The sequence below is a fragment of the Thermoplasmatales archaeon genome, assembly GCA_026127925.1.
In the GTDB taxonomy this organism is placed as follows: Archaea; Thermoplasmatota; Thermoplasmata; order Thermoplasmatales; family Thermoplasmataceae; genus JAKAYB01.
In genome coordinates this window covers 92,075-118,699 of sequence record JAJSLM010000001.1, presented here as the reverse complement: position 1 = coordinate 118,699, position 26,625 = coordinate 92,075, and the positions used below count along the sequence as shown (strand labels likewise).

Below are 26,625 nucleotides of genomic sequence, written 5' to 3'. Positions count from 1 at the left end.
ATATACCGTGTCATGCTTTGTGACTATGGCAGTAATCAGACCAGTTTTGTGGAGGACTATAGAGAGGAAGTTGAAAGGATTCAATGGAAGCAAAGCACCCTTGATTGCTGGCCATAAACTCCTATATAGGTGTAACCTTGAGTGCAAGATGTGCCCATTCTGGAGAAGAAAAGATGAACAACTCTTAACTGTAGAGGAAGAGGTCAAAATGATGGAAGCCATGAGAAGAGCCGGCGTCTCATTCCTTGGATTCGAAGGTGGAGAGCCTCTGCTGAGGAACGATGTTCAAGATATACTTGCTGAATCTCATAAGAGATTCCATACCTCTATGGTCACCAATGGGTGGCTTCTGAAGAGCAAATTGAAGAGTATTGAAGATTACCTTGATTACATGTTCGTGTCGATAGACGGAGTTGGCCCTCTGCATGACAAGATGCGTGGTGTCTCTGGATCTTTTGACAAAGCGATAGAGGGCGTGAAAGCTGCTCGTGGCCACATATCCCTTTCACTCAGTTCAACGATAACTGAGGAAAATTATTTTCAGGCCAAGGACCTGGTTTTACTGGCGGAAAAACTGGGAGTTGGGATAAATTTCCAGATTGCGTATAATTATTCCACGGCAGAAAAGGAGTCTCCGGGTATGGATAAGCTGAAGGAAGCTGTACAGACACTTGCATTAATGAAGGAGAAGGGATACAAGATCGTCAATTCCAAGGAATATTTTCAAGCAGTATCAAATTCCTGGTTCAATGGCATTGAATGGAAATGCAAGCCATGGTTAACAATGAATGTCGATCCCTTGGGAAACCTAGTGATGCCGTGTTATGTCCTGAATGAGTACAACGGCAGCTCGAAGGTTTGGGACGTGGACATCGTAAAGGTATGGAACAACTACAACTGGGAAGAATACGAGAGCTGCAATAAGTGTGCATTATCTTGCTATCTGGAACCATCACTTTTTACGTGGAAGAACCCTTCAATGATAAAAGAGAGAATAATAGACGGGTTGATGGATTACGTTCGCGTTGAGGCTTCAAGTGCCTGAACAAAAAATATTCACTTTCCACACTATAGAAATAATTATTAGGTTAAATAAGAAACCTCATTAGTTGAAAGATCAAATAATTATGAGAATGAAGCTTTTCCTATCCAGTACATCGACCTGATTAGCCCCATTACGTTGTTTAGATCAATCTTGCTATACTCTCTCGATTTCATTCCATTCGTTTCCATGAGTTCCTTGAATACATTTTCTATGTGTGTGAATATCTTATCGGTCATTAGATTCACCACGTTGCCGAGGATACGACTATTAAACCGCTTTGTCATCTCAGGCATTATTTCCCTTGTTATCTTAAGATCATACTTCCATGAAATATATAGGAGTTCCCAATACTTCGTCGGAAGCTTTTCCATAACCGGGAATGGATCATTCCGTATCCTTGACGTGCCCATAGGAATTACAGGAAGAGGAAATACCCAGGCTTTATAATGGTTATCTATTATCGATTGGACGAGATCTATCGTATCCTGAACATCCTCATTCGTTTCTTCCTGGAAGCCTATAGTCATGGTGTAACACGGAGTTATGTATGCATCATTCATTATCGGTGTGGATTCGAGTATGACGTTCCCCCAGTCTTCGGGACCCCACGGAAAAGGCTTACCGTGCAAATATTTAGAAATGATTTTAACACTACCGCTTTCTAGACCTACAACTGGAGCCTCGCTCTTATATTTATCATATTCTGCGACTTCGCTAAGATCAGCGACCGTTTTGGGTGAATCTAGAACAGCAGGCGATGAAATGTGTGGGAAATATATCTGCTCGATTCCCATCTTTTTGACTTCCTCGAAAAGATTCACGACCGCATCATGATTTGTGCCTAATCTCTTAGACCCATAGAGCAATATATCATCCGTAAGAAGTTCAACGTTTTTCAAACCCGCCTGTAAATTTATCGATATTTCTTTCTTTATGTCTTCTATCGGAATCGTCCTGAAGGTTTCTGGTGTGATTGAGCAGAACTGACATCCTCTGGGACATCCTCGAGTTACCTGAACCTCGCCGAAGCGTGCAGGTTTAATTATCGTGGGGATCTCCTCCAACTTCGGTATCCGCCCTACAATAGATCTAGGCATATTTCCGCCCCTTATAGCGTTCGCAACCAAAGGTGGAAGATCCAGTTCTGCTTCACCAGTGAATATGGTGTCTACCCACTCCGGTCGTTCAAGTTCAAGTTGCCAAGTGGCTGGGCCGCCCGCGAATACTTTAAAATTGTATCTTTTCTTGAGAAGGGATATTTTTTCACTGAGTTCAGAAAAAAACTGAGCTGTCCAACTTGGACCACCGCCAAAAAGCATTGTAAGCTTGAATGTCACAGGACTCAAGCCGAGAGGATCGTGAACTGAGATCCCAACCACCTTAGTGGTCTCATCCACTGCTCTTGAAAGAAGATCTGGGGGAACCACCTTCACGTCCTTTATCCCAAATTTATAGAGCGCAGCTTCTACTTTTCTTAGCGCGTATGGAGCGACAAATGTTTCACCATCTATATGCCCGTTCTCTGGTGGTGTAAATAATGAATTCATCATAGCTCTTGGAACCAAACGGGCGGGCATACACGCAACATACCCCATTGTTGATATTCCCGAGTAACTCGTAAAAGAACCTCTATCAGCTGTAAGTACAACTGTGTTGGTCATAAATTTAAAATGTTATTCAAAATTTAAACTTTATCAGAACGCAACACTCGGAAAATCATTCTACATTTGAATGTTAATCTATCTAAAATATTTATGTTACAAAGTTAATATTAAGAATTTTATTCCTGGTAAAATTTCCAAAACATGTTAAATGTTTTTCGCTCTTTCTTGATCGGTTAATTCAGTCTTATTCATCTTGGAATGAATCACTCTGATCCTGATTCGGTCTCGGACTCTCTTTTACAAAAATTTTATATGTCTTCACTAAAGTTATTGCCTCGCTGATTATTATGCCGGTCGTTAATGCGAGTAGCGAATCCACTGTTAGGTTAGCATAAATATTTGAAGGATATAGAAATTCCAAAGACAATCTGCTTAAGTATGAAATTAACCAGATTATTAAGACAAGCGGGTTACGCTTATAGTACAACTGCTGGCTGTTATAGAAGAATTTTGGCCTTATATCGAATCTTAGCCCTATTAGAAACCCTGCAGGAACAAACAAGAGAGTAAGGAAGAATAGGGGATGAGAATATTCAAGGTACACAACAAAAAAAACAAGTAGAAGACCATAAATTATTGGAGTTCTGTATATCCTCGATGTATTGAATCTTCTTCCAGCAATGCCCCTGTACGTCCTCATTACGAGAAATATAGCAATAATTAGGAAAAAAATAGCATAACTACTGGAGTTTATTGAAGTAGGGACGGAAGATGCCGTAGAGTATCCGAATACGTTTGACATTGCGAATAATTCTATGTTAGGCAACAATAATATCTCATTTCTTAAATAGGTTGTAGGTATATAATCTAATTTATAGGTAAAAACTTTGAACGTGTGGAAAAGTTATAATAGGGAAGATATTACAGTACCGTGAAACTTTCACGTGTCTTCTATGTTATCGGCGCTGTTTTCATTGTAATAGTAATTGTAGTTTCAGTCCTTTTTGTATACAACACCGCGTACGGAACGATGAGGAACCTCAGCTTTAGAGAAAATGGATTAAGCTATAATAATAGTGATATTTCTTTGAATTTCACAGTTTCTGGTATGAATCGCGGTTTCATGTCTCAGCAGATAATTATAGGAAACACATCTATAGATTTCGCTCCAGGGAACAACGTGAGCAAGACCGTTCCTTTTTCGATCTCATTGAATGCTTTGAATAAAAGTGGCTGGCCAAGAAACAATGCAACAATATCCGAGAACCTACCAATAAAACTCCCAGGATACCTTTTTACTATCACAACAGAGTTGCAACATAACTTTACTATTGGTGCACCTGTGTATGGATTTAATGTTACAAGTGTGAAATCAGCCGGATCCGGTAAATATGATATTTCTGTTGCTTTTACATATTTCACATAGGTGAGCATCCCCACAGGGCAGATAATCATCTACAACCAGACAAGCCCCATAGGTAACATATCATTTAGCTCTCTTAGCACTGGCAACTATTACAATCTTTCTGGAAGTTTCCATATGAAGAATGCGCCGACTACAATTGACCTATACTTTAGGCTTGGACCCATTGAATGGAGTGAGAAAAATGTCGGAACGTGAGATTACTGCCGGCATAGTAGCTTCGGCTATAGTGTACACCATAGTGTCCGGTATCATATTCCTTTACGCTCTTCCCTATGTACACAATTATTTCATGAAACTAGGAATACCGCTTTTCCTCTTCGTAACTACCACATATTACCTGACGCTTGTAGTGATTTTTCTTGTTCTTATCTTCATGCAACATCTTTTCAAGAGAAAATGGTATAATTCATTGATATCGGCCGGGTATCTCACAGTTGAAGTTGTCATACTTTTCCTCATTTTTGGAAGCGGTTTTCTTTCCCTTCATCCATCTGTTGACGGAATTAGTCTTAACGTCCTTATGGATTTCCGTACGGCACTTTACCTCATAATACTGTCTGAAGTTTTTTTCATAATTGCAGATATCTTCAAAGCATTTGAGAAAAGGTCTGATAAGAAAAAGAGAATCGCTCACGTAGAAAAGAATGCCCCTTCGAATTAAATGCTACGAAGAAGTTCCGAGACTTATGCTCTGGACAAGCATCCTTGATGACTTCTCGGAAAACACGAAGATATTCATCATACCGAAGAAGAATTCCTTGAATGAGCTCAAAAAACCGTTCGAAGAGAGTGGATCCATGTTAGCTGCATGAACCTTATTATGACTAGAAAGGAATGGTTGACAGGAAAACAAAAACTGTCAGGTTAACAGGGGATCAGACCAGTGTAATTGAAGAGTGGATCAGCAACATGAGAATGGTGTAAAAAAAACGATTTCCGAAATGGAGAAAATAAGCGTTCAAGCCGCTGCAGTGAAAATAAAAAAATAGGGTGTTGAAAAGTGCGGAATGTAAGATTCAAAGAACCAGAAAAATTCGAAAAATGATTCCCCGCCATATCTATTCTTACCCATTGAATTTAATTTAAATTCTAGTTTAATCCAATTATCTCTTCAAGTGTTCTAACAACGGATAAATTGTCAGGTAGGGGATTAACAAGATATGATAGTTCCGAATTCCACTTCATCAGACTTGAAGCAATATGTATCTTTTCCCTTAGTTTATTCCTATCAAATTTCTCTAACCTTCTACTCATTTTCTGAATAACCAATGGCTCATTATATTTCACTTTCTTCAGGAATAGGAGGAAATATAGATCGTATATATCCCTGATCTTATCTCTTTCCATTATGGATGCAACTTTTTCTGCTGCAATCTCTTCAAGATTCATTACAGGTACCAGAAAAAGCGGAATATCCTGGTAAGATGGAAGCATGTACTTATTTTCAGATTCCAAGAGAACATCCCCTCTTAGGCTTATATCAACACTTACGTTCTGCATCTGCCGTGAATCTTCATAGAGAGGACCCTGAACTCTTAGTTCAAAGTTAATCCCTACAACAGTGCCATTTTCCTTGCGTCCCCTGTGTTCCATTCTTTTTATTACATACTGCTTTCCTACGCTTTCAATAGCTACTTCAAATTTCCTGTTTATCTTGCCTCTTTCAACTGAGCTATTTTCTCCTATGTAAGAGAAATCAAGATCCTCAGAAAATCTGTTAAGATTGTAGAAGTATTTTAGCGATGTGCCCCCTTTGAAAATTAGTTTGTAGTCAAAAACTCTGTATATCTCGAAGAGTAAAAGTGTAAGAAGATAGTCCTTTTCGAGCTGCCTTGCATCTCTGAATCTCCCTGACTGTTTCAGAAGATCACCCACATCAATCATCTTAATCGCCCTCCGACATTCTACTTTCATCTTCATGATGAAGCAGTAGTGGGAGTTTCCTGTTAACATTTCCTGAGTTCATTCTATCGGCGTACTCCTTTAACCTTTTGAGGTTCAGTTTTGAATTCTGTCGAGATAATTCAAAAGCTTCTTTTACATATGAGAAAGTAGGAATATTCAGATAAAGAGAGTCGATGATTGCCTTTTCTATGGAAGCAATGTAAACGTTCTGTACTTTATTGAATCCAAAAAATCTTTCTTTTCCCAATGTCCTGAATTCAATTATATTCTCACCAAGGTTAATCTCTCTGTGCCTTTTTATTGATATTACGCTGTATTTCCTAATAATCTGATCTGTTACTGAATAATACTGAAATGCAGCGAATAGACTGATGTATGATGGAAAAACAATCTGGGATGCAATTTCATAGATATTATCTCCACTTGCAGAGCTTATGAAATACAATCCCCTTTCAATTCTTTTCACCTTTCTGTTGGAAGATAATAGCTTGGAAACATATTTTTTTGGTTTTTTCATAAGCATTGATGCATCATTTATTGTGAAGACGGTCTTTCCGTGTAACTGTAATTCTTCTAGTGTATCCAGAACTCTGTTGTAAACCATACAGGCAAATATGGTAAATGAAAATAAAGTTTGTGTAGCATTATACCCACAAATATGGTGATTATGTGACACAAGTATAGAATTAAAATCTCTAGAAACCAAACAAACAACGAATATTACAATTTTTTGAGCAGGAAACAGTATCTCCGAAGATAATCATCTGGATAATACAATAATTTATTCTTCTCCTTCCTCCTAATCGATTGAAATATTTATTCATAGCTTTAAGAGATCTATTTGATATCTAATGAAAAAGATACCAATGAATGTTACGAACAGACTCGAGATAGAAGGCATACAGGGATTCTTCGTGGATACATGGTTGGACATGTGATCATGGCGTAACTGGAAGATTCTCATATCTGACAGCTAGTCGGGTAAATAGCGATCTGAGGCTCCCCGTAATATCAATACCATCACCAATGGGCAATGACATGCCCTTAGAGATCTCGGTAATTCTTGATCTTCTCCTATCGATGTTGGGCCACATAGACCTGTTACTGTTTGATCGGGGATTTTATTCAAAGGACCTGATCATGTCATTGAACGAACGGAAAATAAACTATCTCATCTTCGTCCCGAAGAATCCTCAGGTGAAGGATGAGTTCTCATTCATGTACGAGAGGGAGAAAAAAGTGATGCTCTATGAATTCTCCATTTACCGGGAGGGAAGAAAGGTTGAGGATTCCGTGTATCTTGCATTCCTGAAGCAGATATTCGACCATCGATCAGAAGAATATTACGACTGGTGCTTCGCCACAAATTCTTCAGATATAGATCTCGATCGGATCATCGCGAAATACAAGTTCCGATGGCGCATTGAGACCATGTTCAGGGTACAGGATGAGTGCAGGATAAAGACAAAGAGCAAGGATATCCGCGTCAGGTATTTTCTCTTCGCATACGAGCAGCTTGTTGAATCAATCTGGTATCTTTTTTATCATGAGGAGGTGAGCTTAAAGAAGTATCTCATAGAGTTGAGTGAATCATGTACCGTGATGGGGAATAACGTAGAGAGAAAGGAAAGAACCCGCAAACAGACCTGAATAAAGACTGTGGGCGGAGGGCCACTCTTTCCTTTTCTCCGAATAAGGATAGCCATTGCTGTCTAAAAAGTTAACTCGGTTCGGAGGTACTGTAATAAATACGTTTATAGTATTGGTAAGAGAATAATTGCAGATGTAGTATGGCATTATACTTTCAATAGAGTGCTCCGACCGGGATTCGGACCCGGGTCGCCGGCTTGAAAGGCCGGTATGCTTGGCCGGACTACACCATCGGAGCGTGGCAAACTGTAAGGATTGCAAATTATATTTAACTTTCCGAACCTATTGCACAATTCACATTATCGGATTAAAGTGGATCACGTTTTACATAAAATCATTGTCAATTAGAAATGCTGAACCTCAATATTGCGCAATATCCACCAAAACTCTGGAGTATTTTCCCCTGTTCTGTAGAATCGCTTACAATGTGGATGGAACTGTTATATCTCTCCGCAGTTTCTATCAAATCCTTACTGTCAATATTCCTGAACTTTGTTTCACTGACTAGCAGTGTATCAACAGCACCTGATTCTATCGCATTAAGCACCTGAGAGAATCCGTAAGTTGCAAGGCCGTCGGTTTTCAAGTGCCTAAGAAAATCATTAACTAAAGTAACATCCTTTCTCAGCCTTATATCTTTTAGAATAGATTTTGAGATCTCTGACTGCAGAAATTCTATGATTGCTCCCTCATCCGTTCGGTTAGAAGCATAATTGAATACTTTTATCTTTTTAATATTGAATGTGCTGAAGAATTTCTCAAAATGCACTCTTTCGAATCCGGGTCCTAGTACAACCAAAATAGAGTTTTCGGGTATGACCCCATTTATCATTCCCGCTATCTCTTTCAGGAACGATTCGTCAGAATACGTGCTGTCGAAATCTTTTCCTTGACGGTGCGATTCAACACGACCAAGGTTTTGCATTCCATAGCTACGTACCAAAAAAAGGTCAGCACCTTCGTCGTCGATCGGTAAAAAGTACAATGTTTCTGAAAATTTAGTCTCAATCGCTTCCCTAAGCATTTTCCTCTGTTCTGGTGACCATTTTTTCTTAGCGAGCGTGAAGGTATCATCTATACCGAATACCATTGATTGGTGTTTCCCAAGAAGATCTTCAGGGCCATTTACGACGACACCAAGCATTCTGAGATTATTTGTAAAATCCTGGAACTCTGCCTTTTCCACTCGGATTCCAACATTTACAGGTATCCTTTCAGTCTCCTTTTGCCTGGGCATATCATCCTTCTTTTCAACTCGCCTATATGTTGTGGCCTTGACGTAGTCTCCATCCGAGATAATGTTCTTCAGGTACCATAAGTCGTCGTTGGAATCGATTCTAATAAAAACCGAATCAGGATCCTGCCGATTTTCTATAATTTTCATGTTGGTTTTCCTGTTATGTTCGCTATCGTTTTTCTTATAGAAATGTAATGCGTTCCTTTCCAGTAAACTTTACCACATCCACTGCACTCATAGACTTCCCCATATAGTGAACGAACACTTTCCGGGATCTCACCATCAAAGGCCGATATTGGTACAGTAAACAAAGTCGAGTTACATAGCGAGCAACGTGTGAAATATTTTGTTTCGTCGGGTTTGAAAACTTGAATTACCTGTTTTATCTGTTCGTGAAATTCATCGGATTCTATCAGCATAGAATTCTTGTACCGTTCATGCAAAACCTTGTCTCTTGTCAAAAGAAATAGACTATCTATCCGGCACAAATCAATTACTTCATCGTCGGAAACACCGTTAGAAACGTACTTTACCGAGTACCCCATAAGACGTAACCATTTGGCCAATTTACCAAGCATGCTGTCAGCCATAAATAACTCATTCTCACTTTCTGACACAATCACCAGGGTTAATAATTACTCGCGATTATTTAAACAAGAATTAAAGAATAAAGCGGTATAGTGGCGATTTATTTCCTTACATCTGGCCTGAGCTGAATCATTTTTTCCTATTGAAATAGTAATAAAGCGCGAACATCGCTACAACTATTGCCACAACTATGCCTATGTCCCTATACTCGGTTAAATTACTCTTGATATTGACTGTGGACCAAGAAAACCCAGGGAATGAACCATAATCTAGAGCAACTATGTTTGTAACAGTTTTCCCGTTATTCTTGGCCTGTGATAGCATGTTCTTCGTCATGTTGAAGGCCTGTTTGTAATGGGGAACAGTTGGAGCTCCTATAGACGAGAGACTTGAGATGAACTGAAGCCCGTACGCATTTAGTCCAGTATAACTTAAATCAAATACTATAAGGTATTGCGTACTGTTAGCACTCCAGTTAAAAGAAACGTATGAAGAATTGTCTATAACATCGAAGAATAGTTCTGCCCACAATGTAGTATTGATTGCATAACCGGTTCCGTTCGTAGTGTAATAAGTCATTGTTGGTAGACTTGATGGAGGAAGCGGAAGCGTAGGAACAGTAGCGGAAGAATTTCCCGCAATACCTATTGTTCCTAATAGAACAACGGCAAGGACCACGACTGAGATTAGTTTCAACTTTTTCATTATTCTCTCCCTTATGTAAATCCGGTAATAAATATTTTCCAATGACCTCTTCCATAGAACAGTGGACTACTTTTTCACGAATACTGTAAGGGCACGATCATTTCTTCATCATAACATATAGCTTCCCGTCCAGATCCTCTTTTATTGAAACTTCTCCGGATCGAGCCATTTCTCTGATCGCCCTCCTGACTGCTGAAACACTCAGTCTAGATTTTTTGGCCAAGTGAGCTATTTCGTTCTTGCTCTTTCCAGCATTAGAGCTTATAAGGTTCTTGATAGCCTCTGGATCATGATTCAAGTAAAATCTATTCCTCGATATTATCGCAACTAAAACAATAGCAACAGTCAGTTCAGGCAAAAAACCGAAAACGAAAATTCTCGAGCTTGTTGAAACGGTCTGATTTTTGTACTTAATTGTGACTGCTATTGTGTGATACCCAGGCAAAAGAAAGTAATTAAAAGAATGTGTTGTTGAGACTACGTTACCATCGATCCACCATTTCACACTTGCATTTGCGGAACTCAAGTTATTGATTGAGACTCTAAAATAGCCGATACCCATGAACATAAGCCAGTGCATTTTAATATCATTGCTCGTAATTTTAAGAAGTGTTGAATTAGTTTTGTTGAATAACGTTCCTTGGTATAGAATAGTGAAATTATCTCCTTGCGTTATTAATCCGTAGTCAAGATTTGAGCTCAGGTATAACGAACTTCCTTCCGGTATTACTACATTTGTTTGATCTATAGTTTTGTTTCTCTCAATGTAAAGTGCCCCATTTCTTTCAAGTAATATGTTGTTACCGTAGTCCCAGAATCTTGTAAAGTTGAAGCTGATCAATTCAGAGAACGGTAAATCCGGGTAACTAAAAAAATAGCGGAAAAGAGATTCGTTTTCAAATGACGCATACTTAAGAAAGATTGTACCGTATGCCGATGTATTGGAGGTTTCTATATTGGTCACAGTACTTAATTCACCAAATTCTGTTTCAGTCCAATTTCCATCGGAAAAAACAGTAAGCCTGCTAATCTGATTTAGTGATTTGTTATCCCAGAGAACGATGAAACTATTATGATGAATGCCGGCGTATATTATGTTGTTTCCTAGGCTGATAGAATGAAGTTCACTTACGAAATTATGAATGTCTTGAGTGATTATGACTGTACCATTACTTGTCATGAGTAAGTAGAGATCATTTAGTACGAAGAACCTTGAGTAATTTCCATTTTCGATAAGGAACTTAGTTACCTTCGTGGAAAGATTTTCCAAATTGACTTCGATCACTTCTGCGCGGCCTCTGTTGTGAAATAAGTAATAGGCGCCATATGATTCGGAATACTCCAGGCTTCTCACACTGTAATTGCCAATATTAGCTATACTACTTGTCGTGCGATTCTCATAGTTCAGTGAGGATATGGTATCATTTTGAATATTAAGAAATATGATATCGCTCAAATTTTGATCGATCACTGGACCGGAATTTGCCAGACTTTTATTTTCCTCTGGATAGTTGAGTTCAATTTTTTTTGATTTGTAGACCATTTGATCTGCAGAAAGAGCGATCGGATAAATGGATCTTGACGGTGGACCCACATAAAGATTATAAATAGTTATATTGGAATAAATACCCATTACGGTCAGGTTGATCGTGCCATCTATAAAAGTAGAATTGTCTGTTAAGGGAAACTGCATAAGTGACGATGAGTTCCAGCCGTCGTTAATTGAGAGGAATAGACGCCCTGGATCTGCGTCCATATGGGAAATTTCTAGAGTGTATACTTCAGAACACCTGGGTTCGCTCCACACAGCTCGATCATTTCCGCTACCAGCGACTGCTGTCTTATTATAGAGAGGACCGAATCGTACAAGTGAACTATTAGCTGAGCGAGTTCCTATAGTCACCACTTCTCCGGTGTCCATAAGATTTGCAGCCGCGTTCCATGAAAAGGTCATTTTTAGGGAGAAATTTGCACTATGCGATATATGAACTTTTATTCCCGTGTATCCCCTTCCATTTGAAGGAAGACCGTAAATTCGCAACCCGCGTTTTCCAGAGCCGTTTTGTACAGAAACATTTGAAAAAGATCCGCTCGTGAATCTTTCAAATGTCATCGTTGAATTATTGCTTGGAAAACTGTTAATCGGGAGTTTTGTAAAGTTATAATCATAGTTGAGCCCAGTAGAAGGCCCAGCTTCACTTACATGGATGAAAGAAGGGACGCTAATAAGAACGCAGACAATTAATAAACTTAATACAATTATTCGCATAAATTAACTAATTCACAATTGTCAAGGTATTATAAATAAATTTTTGAAGCTAGGACTCCACAGTTTATATTTATGCTATGGATATGCAACTAATATGATTAAAGTTGGTATAGTGGGATATGGAACTATAGGAAGAAGGGTTGCAAGGGCAGTTTCTATACAGTCTGATATGCATGTCTCAGGGATACTTAAAACCAAACCAGATTATCTGGCTGGAGAGGCAAGCCGTGAGTTCAAAGTTTTTTGCAGCGATGAGAAGGCCCTGAATAACTTTAAAGAAGCTGGCATGCGTTGCGCCGGAACCCTGGATAATTTGATAGATGATTCCGACATCATCGTTGATGCTTCACCAGAGGGCAACGGAGAAAAGGATCTAGAAGTATACAAGGCGCACAATAAACCAGCCATATTTCAGGGTGGGGAAGAACCGACCATAGCTGAGACAAGTTTCAATGCTTACTCAAATTATAACGATGCCTTTGGAAAAAAATACGTCAGAGTTGTATCATGCAACACAACGGGGCTGGCCCGAACTTTATCCGTTGTAAGAGACCATTTTGGCATTGAACACATAAATGCAGTGCTCGTCCGGAGGGGAGCTGACCCAAACGATAGCAAGGCCGGCCCAATTAACGCGCTTGAACCCAGCCTAAAATTTCCCTCCCACCATGCTCCAGACCTTAAAACGGTTCTCGGGAACGTAGATGTGAATACCGTGGCCATTAAGGCACCAACAACGCTTATGCACGTTCATACCGTTCAGGTCGAAATGAAGAATTCTACCACAGCTGAACAGGTCACTAATCTGCTGAAGGAAAAAAGAAGAATTCTCCTTGTCTCTGGAAAGAAAGGAATTGTATCCACTGCCCAGATTATGGATCTAGCGCGTGAAATGGGTAGGGACCGATCCGATCTCTACGAAATTGCCGTATGGAAAGAGAGCATTACGGTAAAAGAAAAGAGATTGAATTATATCCAAGCTATTCATCAGGAAAGTGACGTAGTTCCGGAAAACGTAGATGCGATCAGAGCCATGATGCAACTAGCGAATCAGGAGGAATCCATTGCCAAGACTGATGCATCAATGAATATCGGAAAAGGAGCGATTTAAATGCCAGAAGATGAAGAACAGCCAAAAAAGTATAAAATAGAGGATTTGCCAGGAGTCGGAGAAGCCACTGCAGAGAAACTTAGAGAGAACGGTTATGATGATTTGATGACACTCGCCGTTGCATCCCCAAAAGATCTTTCGGATCTGGCCGGAGTGGCGGAGGGAAGCGCAGCAAAAATTATAGCTGCGGCTAGGAAATTTGCGGATGTTGGTAATTTTGAAACAGGTGAGGAGATTCTTGAAAGAAGGAAAAGTGTCCAGAAACTCACAACAGGAAGCAAGAATCTTGATGCCTTGCTTGGTGGTGGATTTGAGACCCAGGCGATAACAGAGTTTTTTGGTGAGTTCGGTTCAGGAAAGACTCAGATCATGCACCAGGCGGCAGTGAATGCCACGATGTCCCCGGAGACTGGTGGTTTTGACTCTGACGTTCTTATGATAGATACTGAAAACACTTTCAGACCAGAAAGGATCATTCAGATGTCCAAAGCCAAAAACCTTGACCCAGATGCGGTACTAAAAAGAATACATGTAGCAAGGGCATATAACTCCCACCATCAAATACTTCTCGGGGAAAGGGCAGCAGAGTTAGCAAAGGAGTTTCCGATTAGGCTTTTAATTGTAGATTCCCTTACGTCTCATTTCAGGTCTGAATATCTTGGAAGAGGCTCCCTCGCAGAGAGACAGCAGCTGTTGAACAGGCATATGCACGATCTGTTGAGGTTTTCAACCATTTATAACGCTGTTATTGCAGTTACGAATCAGGTTTCTGCCAGGCCAGATGTATTCTTTGGAGACCCAACTGCACCTATTGGTGGGAATGTGGTAGGACATACTGCAACATTCAGGATATACCTTAGGAAGAGTAAAGGCGGAAAGAGAATCGCGAGACTGATAGATTCGCCCTATCTTCCCGAGGGTGAAACTGTGATACAGATATCGGAGGATGGCATCACTGACGGTGTCTAATCTGACAATTTCCACATTATTTTTAATATTGCATTAGTGCTAGTGTATATATTCTACATTTAGAAAAGCCGCCTTACCTTCTCTCTAAAGTACAGCAATTTTTTACAAGCCCCAAAAACAAACTTCACTGTAGACCCTATAACTCAAAAAAACAAATCATGAGTCTGTCTCGGAAAGTTTTTCTTCGAATTCCTTCAGATTCTGTATTTTGTAGCTTGATGCTTTCCTGATACGGTTCATTATCGCGAGACCGTACCCGTACTCTGGGAAAGGATGAATGACGCCGATCCTTTCATTTCTCTTGTCCAGTTCCCTGAAAGCGATAAATAATTTGGCGGCTACTGTCCTTAGGTCTCCAATTGATCCAAGGTCGAAAGTGTCAAGAATAGAATTTTTGCAATGCTCAGTTGATCCTATCATAAGGACCTCGCCTTTCAGATCGCTATTCATGGATATCTCGTCGAATACATTCTCGTCTACCAATATCAGGGTCTTAACAGGAGAATAATGTTTATATTTCATCCCCGGAGTTATTGCGACCGGACTCTCGTAAGTTCCTCTCGCTACTTCTGAGACAAATATCTTTCCAAATATAGGCTCCAGTTCCTCCACAGTCTTTGAGCCCGCCCTAAGCAGGGTTGGAACTTCTCCTGAAAGATCGAGTATTGTCGATTCCAGACCAAATTTAGTGGGTCCAGAGTCGTAGATAAGATCAACACGATCTTTAAGTTCATCTATAGCGTATTTCGAATCTGTTATGCTTGCTCTGGTTGAAATATTTGCGCTGGGAGCTGCTATAGGCACACCAGACTTCTCAATTAGTTGAAGCGCCAGTGGATTATCGGGCATTCTTACTGCTACTCGTGGTGAATTTGCAGTAACAATATCTGGAATATTATCGCTCTTTTGGAAGAGTATCGTTACGGGTCCTGGCCATACTTCTCCAAGTTTACTTTCAACCTCAGGATCAATGCCCACAGTTATCTTATGTAACATTTCCAGTGACGATACATGAACTATCAATGGATTGTCAGCCGGGCGCTCTTTTGTGAGATAAATTTTACGGCATGCATAAGCTGAAAGGGCATTGGCACCAAGTCCATATACAGTTTCTGTAGGAAAAACTACCAATCCATTGTTGTTGATTATGTTCGCACCGAAAAGAACCGCGTTTGTATCGGGATGCATCTGATCAGTTTTTATTATGTACGCTACCGTGTTTGACGCCTTCTCTCTTAATACAGATCTGGGTAATGAGTGTTTCGAATCGATATCAATGATACTTCAGGTTTTCTTATGATAAGCCGGGTAAAATCACTGTACAGTTTGGGCACTGGATTCTCGAAAACGTAGGGATGGCCATTCATCAAAATTTCATGATAAAAGCAGCTGTTATTTGTATGTGTTGGAATGCGCAAATTTCCCTAGAATGTAAAATGCTTTAAGAGAGTTAGAATCCAGAATAATGAATCCCGTGCTTGTCCTGGCGCTTGTGGCAACGCTTCTTTCAATGCTTCATATGATCGCGCCGGATCACTGGATTCCTCTCACTGCGCTCTCCCTTAAGAAGTCATTTAGTACTAAGAGAGTAAGGGCAATCGCGTTTCTGCTCGGATTCTTGCATGGTGTCACATCCGCAGCACTTGCCCTAATAGTCGTTTTTTTCGGGGTATATGCCTTTGGAACAAAAGAGATTAGAATCGCTTCTGTCATAATTATAATTGTAGTTGCAATATACATTCTGATCAACAGCATAAGAGAATCCCATGAGAAAAAGGGTTTTGAAAATACTTCCCTGCTTGTAAGCGTATTTCCGGATCCGGCGTTTCTTCCGATTCTTCTTGCTGCTGCGAGCTACGGTTATTTTTCTATATCTTTAATAAGTGTGGTCTTTGTAATCTCAAGTGCGATATTTCTTCTTTTGATAGTCGCATTGGTAAATATTGGTTTGATCAAAGGCTTGTCAAGAGTTTCACCTATGACCGTTGATCGTATTGTAGTTATTGCGCTACTTCTTACTGCTGTTTATATATATTTTTACGGCTGAGTAAGTACGGTGGCAGAACGTAGGATAAGATTCCAGAAATACTATTGATCCCCCTGCTTTAATTAACTGGTTATCCGTGATCATTTATCGCAAATTTATAATAATAAAAAACTATAACTAGCTATGGAAATAGAAAAATATCAGCTGGAACTTGATTTAAATTATAAGAATCTTGAATATGTAGGACATGAAATTATTACGGTTTCAGGCAAAAAGGAGAAATTCGTTCTTAACTCTGTAGATCTCTCCATTGACAGTATTGTTTCAGCCGGAGAAACCTTGAAGTTCAAGGAAAACAAAAAGAAGCAAGCCATAGAGACGGGTCTGATTCTTTCCGGTAAGACCGAGGTTGAAGTCAAATTCTCAGGAAAAATATCAAAAGGATTGGAAGGACTTTATGTTGCGGACTATAAGACTGGAAGAATGATAACAACCCAGTTTGAATCTACAGGCGCAAGACATGCGTTTCCATGTGTTGACGATCCATCTAAAAAGGCTGTATTTTCATTAAAGTTAACGATAGACAAAGACCTTGATGCAATTTCGAACATGCCAATAAAAAGCTCACAGACCGAGAAAGGAAAGAAGATAGTTGTTTTTGAGGACACACCAAGAATGTCCACTTATTTACTGTATATTGGCATTGGAACATTTGATTCCATTGAGAAACAATCTGGGCCATTGAAAATAATGCTAACCGCTCCAAAGGGCTTACTAAATTCTACGGATTTCCCAGCTACTGAAGCGGCAGATATCATAGCAAAATATGAGGAATACTACGGAATAAAATTCATGTTGCCGAAACTGCATTTGATCTCCGTGCCGGAATTCGCTGCAGGTGCCATGGAAAATTGGGGCGCGATAACATTTAGGGAGACTGCGCTTCTGGTTAACGATAGCACTACAACTGCAGGGAGACAGAGAGTCTCAGAGGTAGTTGCACATGAAATTGCCCATCAATGGTTCGGTGATCTGGTCACAATGGAATGGTGGGATGATCTGTGGCTCAACGAGAGTTTTGCAACATTCATGGCTTTCAAATTCGTCGATCAGCTTCACCAGAAATGGCTATTCACTGGAAAATTCCTTGTAGATGAAACGGCCGGAGCGCTGTATGGAGATGCTTTGGTAAATTCACATCCGATCCAGGCTCATGTAAGAAATCCTGATGATATTTCGCAGATCTTTGATGAGATAAGTTATGGGAAGGGAGCCAGCGTTCTGAGAATGATTGAAAATTATGTCTCACCTGATAAATTCAGAGACGGGATAAGAAAATACCTGAAAGAACACAGCTACGGGAATGCAAAGGGCGAGTACCTCTGGAAAGCGATAGAGGATGTTTCCGGCCTGCCGGTTTCAAAGATTATGGGCTCGTGGATCAAGAAAATCGGTTACCCTCTTGTAACTGCTGAGCTCGTAGGGAAGGAAATAAAGCTATCTCAAGAGAGATTTCTGCTGAACAAGAAAGTGAAGGAACAGCCACGAAATATTCCACTAACAGTCCTCAGGGAAAATGGAAAAGAAAGTGCGCTCTTCAACAAGAGTGAAATGAGGATCAAGGCAGATGGATTCCTTAAATTGAACTATGAACAATCTGGATTTTACAGGGTTGAATATAAGGGAAAGCTTTTGAAGGAAGTCCTAGGAAGAGCGAAAAATTTCGGCTATCTTGATAGGTGGGGTATAGTAAACGATACTTTCGCCCTTCTTGAGGCTGGAAAGATAAAACTCAAGGACTATCTGGACACCATGGAGAGATTTCTCGATGAAGATAACTATGTTGTTAACACTGAAATATGCCAGCAGTTCGCTCTTCTTAATTTTGTAGACGAAAAGAACAGAAACGTCAAGAATCTGGCACTCAAATTCTACAAGACACAGTTAAAGAGACTGGGAGAAACTAAAAAGGAAGGAGAATCTGAGAATGACTCTATTCTTCGCGGAACAATTTCTGCGAATCTCTCTATATTAGACAAGGACTTCGCGAAGAAGATCTCCAAGGGCTTCAGCAAGTTCTTCAAATCTGATACCGACTTGAGAAGGGCCATAGCCATCGGCTATGCACGCAACAGTAACGACCTTGATGCTTTCGTTAAACTCCTGAAACAGTCAAAGGCGGACGCGGACAGGACAACACTGATTGCGGGTATGTCATTCCTTGGCAGGAAAAGCTACTTCAACAAATTTGTTGGCATGGTGGGAAAAGGTGATATAAAGAAGCAGGATTCCATATCTCTTTTCATAATGCTTTCCAGGAACAAAGTCATGAGGGAAAGCCTGCTTGACTCATTGGAAGATGTTGTGAACACGATGGAGGAATTTTTCAGCGGAACTGGTTATACCTACAGATTCCTTGAGGCAGTGATCCCATTCGTTGGCCTGGATTATGAAAAGAAGCTAAAGAATAAACTGCAGAAAATAAGAAAACCCGCCTACTCCCATGGAATTGACAAAGGCCTTGAGACACTGCAGGTATATAACAGACTTAAAAAAATAATGTCGAAAGCCTGAAAGGCTTTCAAGTCTTAGAAGGCGCGCGATATATTTACATTTTTTACTTTCACATAAGGCATGTTGGTAGAAGAAACTTCCTGCCACCATTTTGCATTCTTCGTTTCGGATGAGATCTCTTCTATGTTAGAGAGGATGTTCCGGAACGAATCACTTATTCTTATACCGCTCAGATCCCCTTTTATTGCCCCGTTCTGGACAAGAAATACACCGTCTCTAGGAACTGTTGAAAATATGCCGTTCCTGTAATCCTGGAAGCGGGTGTACCAGCAATTTTCAATGAGAAGGCCATTCTTCATACCTGAGATCATATCGGATAATTTTGTCCTTCCCGGAAGGAGCTTTAATTGCCATGGCATCGGAGATATTATTCCGGCATTTCCAGTTGTCCTGGAACCTGAACTTACAGCCGTTGAGTAAGAATGAAAGAAAGTGTTCAATTGGCCATTGGTGATGATATGGTTCCTTTTCGTTGCTGTCGCCTCATCATCGCATGCCCTGAAACCATCACCGGTGGAATCCAGAGGATCATCGACGAGATTCACGCCCTCAGCGGCAACCTTATGACCTATCTGGTCACCGAAGCTGCTCATGCCGGTTTCAACAGAATAGTACGAAAGGGATTCTGCACAACTAGAGATTATATTCCCTATAACATAAGGTGACATTATCACTGTGTACTTTCCAGGTTCTATGGATTCCTTCCTCTCGGTTACCCTCGCGGTTTCCGCAGATTCAAAACCCATCCTCTCAAAATCTGATTTTGTAACGTTACTCTGAAGTCCCCAGTGGATTCCCTCCTGCCCACTGAATCCACCCCTGAATGATCGTATATTCAACTCTATACCCCCAGTAGTGTACTCGCATTTGTTGTACTTTGTGCTGGTTCTTACCTTTTCAAAAATATTATAAGCTGTTCCTGCTACTCGCTCGGCACCGTTTTCCAGAGCTGACTGGATCGCTGCTTGGGAGAACTCATTAAGATCGTGTTGCACCGCACGATGGTTCACATTATAGGCATATTTCTGTTTCTCTGGATTTATACCCGAGAATGAACGGTTTTCGGGGGATGAGTTTGCAGATTTCCACAGCTTATCTATAGTGTTGTCCATCTCTCCGAGGTCCTTAAGGAATGTTGAGGCGATCTTTTTTCCTATGGCTACAAAAACATGAAAATTCGCTTCATTCCACAAATTAGTCAAATCAACCGAATTCTGGGAGAATCTTACCTGCTCTACACGGCTGTTTATCGAGGTAACAGCATACTCTGTGAATCCCTTGTCCTCCAGTTTATTGGTCAAATTTTGAATTTCTAATTCAGTCATTTTATATGCACCTTCCTGAGACGGATGTGCGGCCCGCCCATCCATACTTCGACCCCCTGTTCCGGATCTCCCTTACCGCATGTCCCGGCAGTGAATTCCAGATCTTTTCCAACAGCATCTACTGAGCTGTAGAATTTTATAGTGTTGGTTTCGATCGTTGGCCTTTTAACTCTGGAAGTGATCTTTCCATTCTCTATATAAAACGCATCTTTACCCACATATTTTTCATTGAAACGAATGTCATCAATGTTCCACTCAGTAAAAGACTTGATATATATGCCGTGTTTTATCCCCTCTATGAGTTCTTCAAACGAATAATCTCCTGGTTCTATGTATGTCGTACTCATTCTTGCAAGTGGTTCCATGTCCCAAGAAGACGAACGCCCTCCTCCATTTGATTCCGTATTCAGGAGATAAGCGCTTTCTCGGTTTAGTATAAATTCATTCGTCATGCCGTTTTTATAAAGATATCTCTTACGTGAAGGAGTTCCCTCATCATCGTACCGATAGAATCCATAACTCAGCGGGTAGGTAGGATCATCTATTATGCTTACTTCGTCTGATCCGACTCTGTATGGGAATTTTTTTCCAGTTAAGAACGATTCTCCTGCTTGTGCTCCTTCTCTTCCAATGATCCGATCGTATTCTGTTGGATGGCCACAGGATTCATGCGCTGTTATGCCTGATATTTCCGGCCCCACGATAATATCATAATCTCCCTCTTTTGCTTGTCTGGCATCCGCCGATTCCTTCAGTCCTTTTGCATCGTCTTCTATCCTCTTCGCCAAGTTTAGCGAATCTATGTATTCGAAACCAGAGGAAGCACCGAACTGCTGTATCGATTGTTCAAAATTCCCGCCGTTTACAAATCCCATAACATAGATGTAGGACACACGATATATCTTTCCAGATATATCAGATCCAATTGAGTTCATATATCTCTGCTCTATGATCTTGTCCCCCATGCCGTTTATTCGAACAGCAGTCCCTCCTGACTCCATTTCCTTGTCGTTATCTTTCAGGATGGATATTTTGTCCTCGAGCGAAAAATCCTCAATCTTCTTCTTTTCTTGAACAACCCAGTTATCTTTCATAGCGTTTCCCAAACTTATATTATTCTTTCCGTTTGCCTCTGATTTCCTGAGTGCCCGATCGATAGATTCCTTTGCCGTGTCCCAATCTTCAGAATCACTGTAAGCTATCGCGATTGAGTTGTTCAAAACGCGGACAGCGTAGCCCTTCTCTGAAGTAAAATCCGTGCCTTCAAATGAACCGTTTCTGTAAGAAAGGCTATTTGAGCTTATTTTCATGTATCGTGCTTCCGAGTATCTGCATCTCTGGGATGTATAATCAATAATCCGATCAATGAGTTCCCCGGACGTTCATCTCACCTTGCTCTTTTTGATCCTGCCCTCATAGGTTTCAAAAATGCGGGAGATACATTTACCAAAGTTCCAGTCATGGTCGTCCACGGACATATTGAAACTGCCTCCAAAAAGTTTGGTTCGAACAGAATACTTCGTTCGACCTCCGTTTTCATACTTAGTAACGTGCACTGTAAATGTACCGTTTGAAATACCTGAAAGTCTCTGGATCTGAGAAATAAATTTCCCGGATTCAAAAAATATTGTGTCGTATAGATCGTCGTCCCACGGGCCGAGACCTGAGACCTGCACAAGTATGCCAGACTTCTTTTTACCGGTATCTATCGAGTTTATGATATCTGAAACATCGATCACGCCAACCGGTTTTCCTCCGTCATCAACAACGGGGATCATATGCAGTTTGTTTTCAATGAGCAATTTAGAACATTCTCCGATCGTCGCTTCCCTCGTAACACTATATGGTTCCTGCATATACGACCGTGCTTCAATCTCGAGCTTTTGGGGCTGACCATAATCCCGCCGTTTCTTTTCTTCCGCCTGGAACATTGCCCTTGAATCAATGTTCTTGATCATAAGGATTCCCGAGAGTCTTCCTTTATCATCAACAACCGGAATTTCAGATTCATCAAGGCTCCTCATTTTTTCTATAGCCTCTGGAATCATGTCCGTTTCCTTAACGACAACAGGATCATCAGACATCAGGTCCGTAACTGGAACACTGCTCATGCCATGTGTTGTATCTATGTTCTTCAGAATATCCGATCTGGAAAATATTCCGACGAGAACGCCGCCTTTACGAACCACCGGTATTGCTGCCATTCCGGAATCTTTCAGAAGATCTATGGCCGTCTCGAACTTTTCGTTCTCATCAACTTTCGGTGTTTTCGCCATAAAAGCTTCCACCTTAGAGCTTGGCCTGATGCTTCTTCTCCTTAGCAGCTCCCGATAACTAAGCATTCCGACGTACTTGTTCCCAGAAACAACGGGAACCTGATGGATACCAGTTTCCTTCATCTTGTTCCATGCTTCCGACACCAGTGAAGATGCCTTAACTGTAACCAGGTTATTCTTTGTCATCACTTCTTTTACTTTCATTCAACTCCCTCGCAATAATGTATTTCTGCTTCTCTTCGGATCTTTTTCACCCTTTCGGAAACGTCATTTCCTTTCAGCGCGGAAACTATTAGTTCCCCAATCTCTTCAACTTCGTCTATGCCGAGTCTGGAAATTTCTGACGTCCCTATTCGCCCTTCACGGTCGACCACAATGTAATTTCTTTCTAATATATTACTAAATCCTTCAAAGTTGGTCCCAAGAGGTAAAAGAGCAACCTCAGACAGTAAGATCTGGTGTGTCTCCGTATACCAGGGAGAAAATCTTGGTGTCAGCCCTGCATTTGAGAGGGATTTTGCCAGATCCAAAGAATTTTTTACCACCTTTCTGGTATAGTCTTTGCCGTACTGTCTCATTTCTTCCATAGCGACACCCAGTGATGCAAGCCTGCTGGGGTTATAGTTATCCATAGCCCTCCATGTTATGTTTCTTCTAATAGATTCTATAATCTCTTCATCATTCGTCAATATTATGCCTCCCTGCGGACCGAAAAAAGACTTATGTGTTGAACCGAACAATACGTCAACGTAGTTCAACACATCCGACTGGAAAGCGCCACCTGCTATCAGGCCCATAACATGTGAACCGTCGTACGCCAGTTTGCAGCCGTGATCGTGGCAAAGATTCCTTAGGGACCTCAGATCATAATGTTTAACAAAGAATGACTGCCCTAGTACAATCAGACGTGGCATAAGTGATTCAAGCAATCGTTCAAGATCCTCGAGAAGGATTTCTTGCTTAGGCCCGTCATATGGTATGTTATAATTGCTGAATCCCATTATCTGCGGAAGGTACTGATTCTGGTACCCAGTGTATCCTCCGTTGGCTTCCGATATAGACATTATATTGCGCTTCCGATCTACAAGTGACAGCAGAACCACCTCCGCTGCAATGTGTCCACCAAGCGGTCTCACCTCTGAATACTTTGATCTAAAGACCTCACAGGCCAGCTTTTCCACTTCTTCAAGCAGCTCTTCCATGTACTTTGTCCCACCATATGCGTTATAGCCTTCATGCTCAAGTGTTAGGGAATATCTTGAAGCCATATCTGACGACAGGGCTTTCCTTGCATTTGGACTCAGTATGTTTTCTGATGCCTGAAGGTTGAGGGTCTCTGATCTATAAGAGTCATGCTTCCCGACAAGTTCTAAAATTTTGCTCATAAATTAATCATCTCTTTAAAATGTACGTTAAGGATGTATTAATTGCTATCGTATGCCTTCCCGCAGTGATCCGATTATTCTTGCATGAAATGTTTCTTTGCCTCAGATTAGAGTAAGAGAAAACGAAGAGGTTAAAGCCCTAAATGGTATATTCATTCGAATGAAACTGAAAATGCGAATACTTGCGGCATCGTACCGAGCAAGTGACGTTACCGTAGAGCTTTTCGGAAGGACTGAGGAAGGTTCTTCTGCCACCGCTCTTTACTTTGGATTCAAGCCTTACTTTGATATAGTCGAACCGGACGAAACATGCATGAATCTATATCGCTCAAACGAGGAGTACGAGAGGGAAGAGGAGAAAGAACTATGGGTTGACGGAAAAACAAAAAGAGTCAAGAGAATTTATATCAAGTCCCCGTGGAAAGTTCCGTCTTTAAGGGAGATCTGCCAGCCCAAGTTCAAGGTTCTCGCCGCGGACATCCCCTTTCATCACAGATTCATATACGACATGGACCTTGGGTCTTGCGTTGAGATTGATGGAGAAATCGATCCGATGGACAAAACTAAATTCACTACCGATTATGTTGTGAGGATCAAGAGTATTTCAAATATTCCAGAATTCAATCCACCCCTGAAAATCCTGAGCTTTGACATAGAAAATGCTATAACGCCCGAAGAAATGAAGAAATATGGGCGAATTCTTGTAATTGGTTATTCAATATTTAATGGTAAGGAATGGGAAAAAGGAGCCATTAGGGGAAAGGAAAATGAAATCCTTGAGAACTTTGTCCGCCTCATAAATGAGAGGGATCCGGATATACTTACGGGCTACAACAGCGACGGCTACGATCTACCCGTAATTGAAGAGCGCATGAACAGTTACGGAATCCCATTCACTATTGGGAGAGACTTTGAAGAACCCCGCAGAGTCCAGAATCAGTACTGGAGGCTGCACGGACGAATAATCCTTGACACCTGGTGGGCAGTAAAGAAGGTTCTTAAGCCCAAGCACGAGACCCTGAACTATGTAGCCATGAAGATGCTGGGAGAGGGAAAGGACAATATCAATCGCTTGAAAATTGAGGAAGAGTGGAACAATCGGCCCGACGAGGTGACTGCATACTGCATCAAGGATGCAGACCTGACTTTGAAGATACTCCTTAAACTGAGAATTATAGACCGCAATCTCTTTATGAGCACTGTAACTAAGTTGCCATTGGACGATGTTACTAATGGCGGAACAAGCAATTATGTAGATTCGCTTCTAATTAGGAAGGCTGACAGGGCCGGTATCGGCGTACCCATGACTAACCGCAGCCTGAAGGAGTCCCCAATTACAGGAGGTTACGTGCACAGCATTGGTGCCGGAATATATGACAATGTAATAGTACTGGACTTCAAGAGCATGTATCCATCGATGATGATGAAGTACAATATCTGCTTTACCACCCTTGATTCAAAAGGTGACATCGTTGCCCCCAACAATATAAGATTTTTGAGCACGCAGCAGAAAGAAGGCCTCATACCTGGACTGTTGCGGAACCTAATGGAAGAGAGAGACAAGATAAAGAAGAAGATGAAAGTGGTATCTGGAGATGAGAGGGATTATCTTGATGGCGTCCAGGGAGCAATTAAGATCCTCATGAACACGTTTTATGGAGTTATGGCCTCGTCATTCTACAGGTTCACTAACATAGAGATAGGAGGTGCCATAACAGCCTACGCCAGGAACACGATAACTTCACTAATTGAATCATTGGAACGCGAAAATTACCGTGTTATATACGGAGATACAGACAGTATATTCATAGAATCGCAGAGCAAGAGCACAGAGGATGCTGTCAAGGTCGGAAATTCACTCAGTGAACGCCTCTCCAGGGAGCAGGGTGTAATATTGGAATTTGAGAAGGTAATGGATCCGTTCTTTTCGCATGGAGCAAAGAAGAGATATGCAGGACGTATAGTATATCCTGAGACGCAAAAAGGTGAGATCCTCATCCGTGGCTATGAGGTGAGAAGGACCGATTCCTTCGATCTGCAAAGCGAAGCGCTTTCAAAAGTTTTCGAGTTCATAATGAACAGAGATGTGGATGGAGCAATAAACTACAGGAACGACTTGCTGACCATGGTAAAAAGGGGGGACGAGTCGATCGATATTTCAAAGCTAGTTATATCCAGGAGCGTGAAGAAGTTCGGTGAACACGGTGAATACAAGGACGAAAAATCCCTGGCAAATGTTAGAATTGCAAAGAAACTCATTGAGCGCGGAGAGACTTTTATTCCTGGAATGAAAGTTTCCTGGATTGTCACAAACAGTAGGAAAACACCGCAGGAAGTCGAGCCATTCATAGACGGTGCCCCATTTACGGACAGACCTGATTGGGACTATTATGCGCGCAGAATAGAAGAAACGTTGAACAGAGTCCTGGAAGGCTTGGAAGAAGACTACGGAAAGGTTATTCCATTTAGCCAGTCAAAATTAATGGAATTTTCATCAGATATTGCAAGACCGATTAAAGATGAGGAAAAAACCTCCAAGCAGCAGTCAACGCTTTTCGAATTCTAAAAT

General features: G+C 41.0%; 24 protein-coding genes and 1 tRNA gene. 11 read left to right on the top strand and 14 right to left on the bottom strand.

Features of this window, described 5'->3' with window-relative positions:
- Positions 1-25 precede the first annotated feature (25 nt).
- On the top strand, positions 26-1,045 hold the full coding sequence (locus LVQ96_00605; GenBank protein ID MCW6169658.1) for a PTO1314 family radical SAM protein: 1,020 nt from the start codon (positions 26-28) through the stop codon (positions 1,043-1,045).
- Between the two features lie 80 nt (positions 1,046-1,125).
- On the opposite strand, the gene LVQ96_00600 is transcribed toward LVQ96_00605, so the two are convergent.
- Together LVQ96_00600 and LVQ96_00595 are read right to left on the bottom strand one after the other, a co-directional pair.
- Entirely contained in the window at positions 1,126-2,706 is a 1,581-nt protein-coding gene (locus LVQ96_00600; protein MCW6169657.1) for a B12-binding domain-containing radical SAM protein, read from the bottom strand.
- A gap of 187 nt (positions 2,707-2,893) precedes the next feature.
- The gene (locus LVQ96_00595) at positions 2,894-3,475 is read right to left on the bottom strand and encodes a hypothetical protein (protein MCW6169656.1); all 582 of its coding nucleotides are present in this window, start codon (positions 3,473-3,475) and stop codon (positions 2,894-2,896) included.
- A 105-nt stretch (positions 3,476-3,580) separates the two neighbouring features.
- Between LVQ96_00595 and LVQ96_00590 the strand changes: the two genes are divergently transcribed.
- From LVQ96_00590 to LVQ96_00575, 4 genes are read left to right on the top strand one after another with little or no spacing between them, the layout of a single operon-like run.
- Entirely contained in the window at positions 3,581-4,075 is a 495-nt protein-coding gene (locus LVQ96_00590) for a hypothetical protein (GenBank protein ID MCW6169655.1), read from the top strand.
- The gene (locus LVQ96_00585) at positions 4,076-4,270 is read left to right on the top strand and encodes a hypothetical protein (GenBank protein ID MCW6169654.1); all 195 of its coding nucleotides are present in this window, start codon (positions 4,076-4,078) and stop codon (positions 4,268-4,270) included.
- On the top strand, positions 4,257-4,736 hold the full coding sequence (locus LVQ96_00580; protein ID MCW6169653.1) for a hypothetical protein: 480 nt from the start codon (positions 4,257-4,259) through the stop codon (positions 4,734-4,736). Before LVQ96_00585 ends, LVQ96_00580 begins: the two co-directional genes overlap by 14 nt.
- Complete coding sequence (locus tag LVQ96_00575; protein MCW6169652.1) at positions 4,720-4,887, top strand: hypothetical protein; 168 nt, start codon at positions 4,720-4,722, stop codon at positions 4,885-4,887. The genes LVQ96_00580 and LVQ96_00575 overlap by 17 nt, the downstream gene beginning before the upstream one ends.
- Before the next feature lie 277 nt (positions 4,888-5,164).
- On the opposite strand, the gene LVQ96_00570 is transcribed toward LVQ96_00575, so the two are convergent.
- Positions 5,165-5,959 carry a nucleotidyl transferase AbiEii/AbiGii toxin family protein gene (locus tag LVQ96_00570; GenBank protein ID MCW6169651.1) on the bottom strand — a complete coding sequence of 265 codons (795 nt, stop codon included), beginning with the start codon at positions 5,957-5,959 and terminating at the stop codon, positions 5,165-5,167.
- Between the two features lies 1 nt (position 5,960).
- A complete protein-coding gene (locus tag LVQ96_00565) occupies positions 5,961-6,584 on the bottom strand; it encodes a hypothetical protein (GenBank protein ID MCW6169650.1) in 624 nt (207 codons plus the stop codon).
- Between the two features lie 434 nt (positions 6,585-7,018).
- Between LVQ96_00565 and LVQ96_00560 the strand changes: the two genes are divergently transcribed.
- Positions 7,019-7,630 carry a transposase gene (locus tag LVQ96_00560; protein MCW6169649.1) on the top strand — a complete coding sequence of 204 codons (612 nt, stop codon included), beginning with the start codon at positions 7,019-7,021 and terminating at the stop codon, positions 7,628-7,630.
- A 163-nt stretch (positions 7,631-7,793) separates the two neighbouring features.
- Here the strand turns inward: LVQ96_00560 and LVQ96_00555 are convergent.
- The 5 genes from LVQ96_00555 to LVQ96_00535 all read right to left on the bottom strand — a co-directional run bounded on the left by LVQ96_00555 (position 7,794) and on the right by LVQ96_00535 (position 12,429).
- A tRNA-Glu gene (locus LVQ96_00555) sits at positions 7,794-7,868 on the bottom strand.
- Between the two features lie 102 nt (positions 7,869-7,970).
- Positions 7,971-9,014 (bottom strand): mRNA surveillance protein pelota, encoded by a 1,044-nt coding sequence (locus tag LVQ96_00550; protein ID MCW6169648.1) that lies wholly within the window; start codon positions 9,012-9,014, stop codon positions 7,971-7,973.
- Complete coding sequence (locus tag LVQ96_00545) at positions 9,011-9,484, bottom strand: Mut7-C RNAse domain-containing protein (GenBank protein ID MCW6169647.1); 474 nt, start codon at positions 9,482-9,484, stop codon at positions 9,011-9,013. Before LVQ96_00545 ends, LVQ96_00550 begins: the two co-directional genes overlap by 4 nt.
- Positions 9,485-9,584: 100 nt before the next feature.
- Positions 9,585-10,160 carry a hypothetical protein gene (locus LVQ96_00540; GenBank protein ID MCW6169646.1) on the bottom strand — a complete coding sequence of 192 codons (576 nt, stop codon included), beginning with the start codon at positions 10,158-10,160 and terminating at the stop codon, positions 9,585-9,587.
- A gap of 97 nt (positions 10,161-10,257) precedes the next feature.
- Positions 10,258-12,429, bottom strand: coding sequence for a hypothetical protein (locus LVQ96_00535; protein MCW6169645.1), 2,172 nt, complete (start codon positions 12,427-12,429; stop codon positions 10,258-10,260).
- 94 nt (positions 12,430-12,523) lie between these two features.
- On the opposite strand from LVQ96_00535, the gene LVQ96_00530 reads away from it, so the two are divergent.
- Together LVQ96_00530 and radA are read left to right on the top strand one after the other, a co-directional pair.
- Complete coding sequence (locus LVQ96_00530; GenBank protein ID MCW6169644.1) at positions 12,524-13,540, top strand: type II glyceraldehyde-3-phosphate dehydrogenase; 1,017 nt, start codon at positions 12,524-12,526, stop codon at positions 13,538-13,540.
- Entirely contained in the window at positions 13,541-14,509 is a 969-nt protein-coding gene (gene radA, locus LVQ96_00525; GenBank protein ID MCW6169643.1) for a DNA repair and recombination protein RadA, read from the top strand.
- A gap of 156 nt (positions 14,510-14,665) precedes the next feature.
- Here the strand turns inward: radA and LVQ96_00520 are convergent, their stop codons facing one another.
- Entirely contained in the window at positions 14,666-15,697 is a 1,032-nt protein-coding gene (locus LVQ96_00520) for a threonylcarbamoyl-AMP synthase (protein MCW6169642.1), read from the bottom strand.
- A 277-nt stretch (positions 15,698-15,974) separates the two neighbouring features.
- Between LVQ96_00520 and LVQ96_00515 the strand changes: the two genes are divergently transcribed.
- Positions 15,975-16,556, top strand: coding sequence for a hypothetical protein (locus LVQ96_00515; GenBank protein MCW6169641.1), 582 nt, complete (start codon positions 15,975-15,977; stop codon positions 16,554-16,556).
- 123 nt (positions 16,557-16,679) lie between these two features.
- Entirely contained in the window at positions 16,680-19,070 is a 2,391-nt protein-coding gene (locus LVQ96_00510; GenBank protein MCW6169640.1) for a M1 family metallopeptidase, read from the top strand.
- A 14-nt stretch (positions 19,071-19,084) separates the two neighbouring features.
- Here the strand turns inward: LVQ96_00510 and LVQ96_00505 are convergent, their stop codons facing one another.
- The 4 genes from LVQ96_00505 to LVQ96_00490 all read right to left on the bottom strand — a co-directional run bounded on the left by LVQ96_00505 (position 19,085) and on the right by LVQ96_00490 (position 24,056).
- Positions 19,085-20,395 (bottom strand): TldD/PmbA family protein, encoded by a 1,311-nt coding sequence (locus tag LVQ96_00505; GenBank protein ID MCW6169639.1) that lies wholly within the window; start codon positions 20,393-20,395, stop codon positions 19,085-19,087.
- Positions 20,392-21,705 carry a TldD/PmbA family protein gene (locus LVQ96_00500; protein MCW6169638.1) on the bottom strand — a complete coding sequence of 438 codons (1,314 nt, stop codon included), beginning with the start codon at positions 21,703-21,705 and terminating at the stop codon, positions 20,392-20,394. Before LVQ96_00500 ends, LVQ96_00505 begins: the two co-directional genes overlap by 4 nt.
- Before the next feature lie 72 nt (positions 21,706-21,777).
- Positions 21,778-22,875: a CBS domain-containing protein gene (locus tag LVQ96_00495; protein ID MCW6169637.1), complete on the bottom strand. Its 1,098-nt coding sequence runs from the start codon at positions 22,873-22,875 to the stop codon at positions 21,778-21,780.
- The gene (locus LVQ96_00490) at positions 22,872-24,056 is read right to left on the bottom strand and encodes a beta-eliminating lyase-related protein (protein ID MCW6169636.1); all 1,185 of its coding nucleotides are present in this window, start codon (positions 24,054-24,056) and stop codon (positions 22,872-22,874) included. The genes LVQ96_00495 and LVQ96_00490 overlap by 4 nt, the downstream gene beginning before the upstream one ends.
- A 160-nt stretch (positions 24,057-24,216) precedes the next feature.
- On the opposite strand from LVQ96_00490, the gene LVQ96_00485 reads away from it, so the two are divergent.
- A complete protein-coding gene (locus LVQ96_00485; GenBank protein ID MCW6169635.1) occupies positions 24,217-26,622 on the top strand; it encodes a DNA polymerase II in 2,406 nt (801 codons plus the stop codon).
- Positions 26,623-26,625 lie beyond the last annotated feature (3 nt).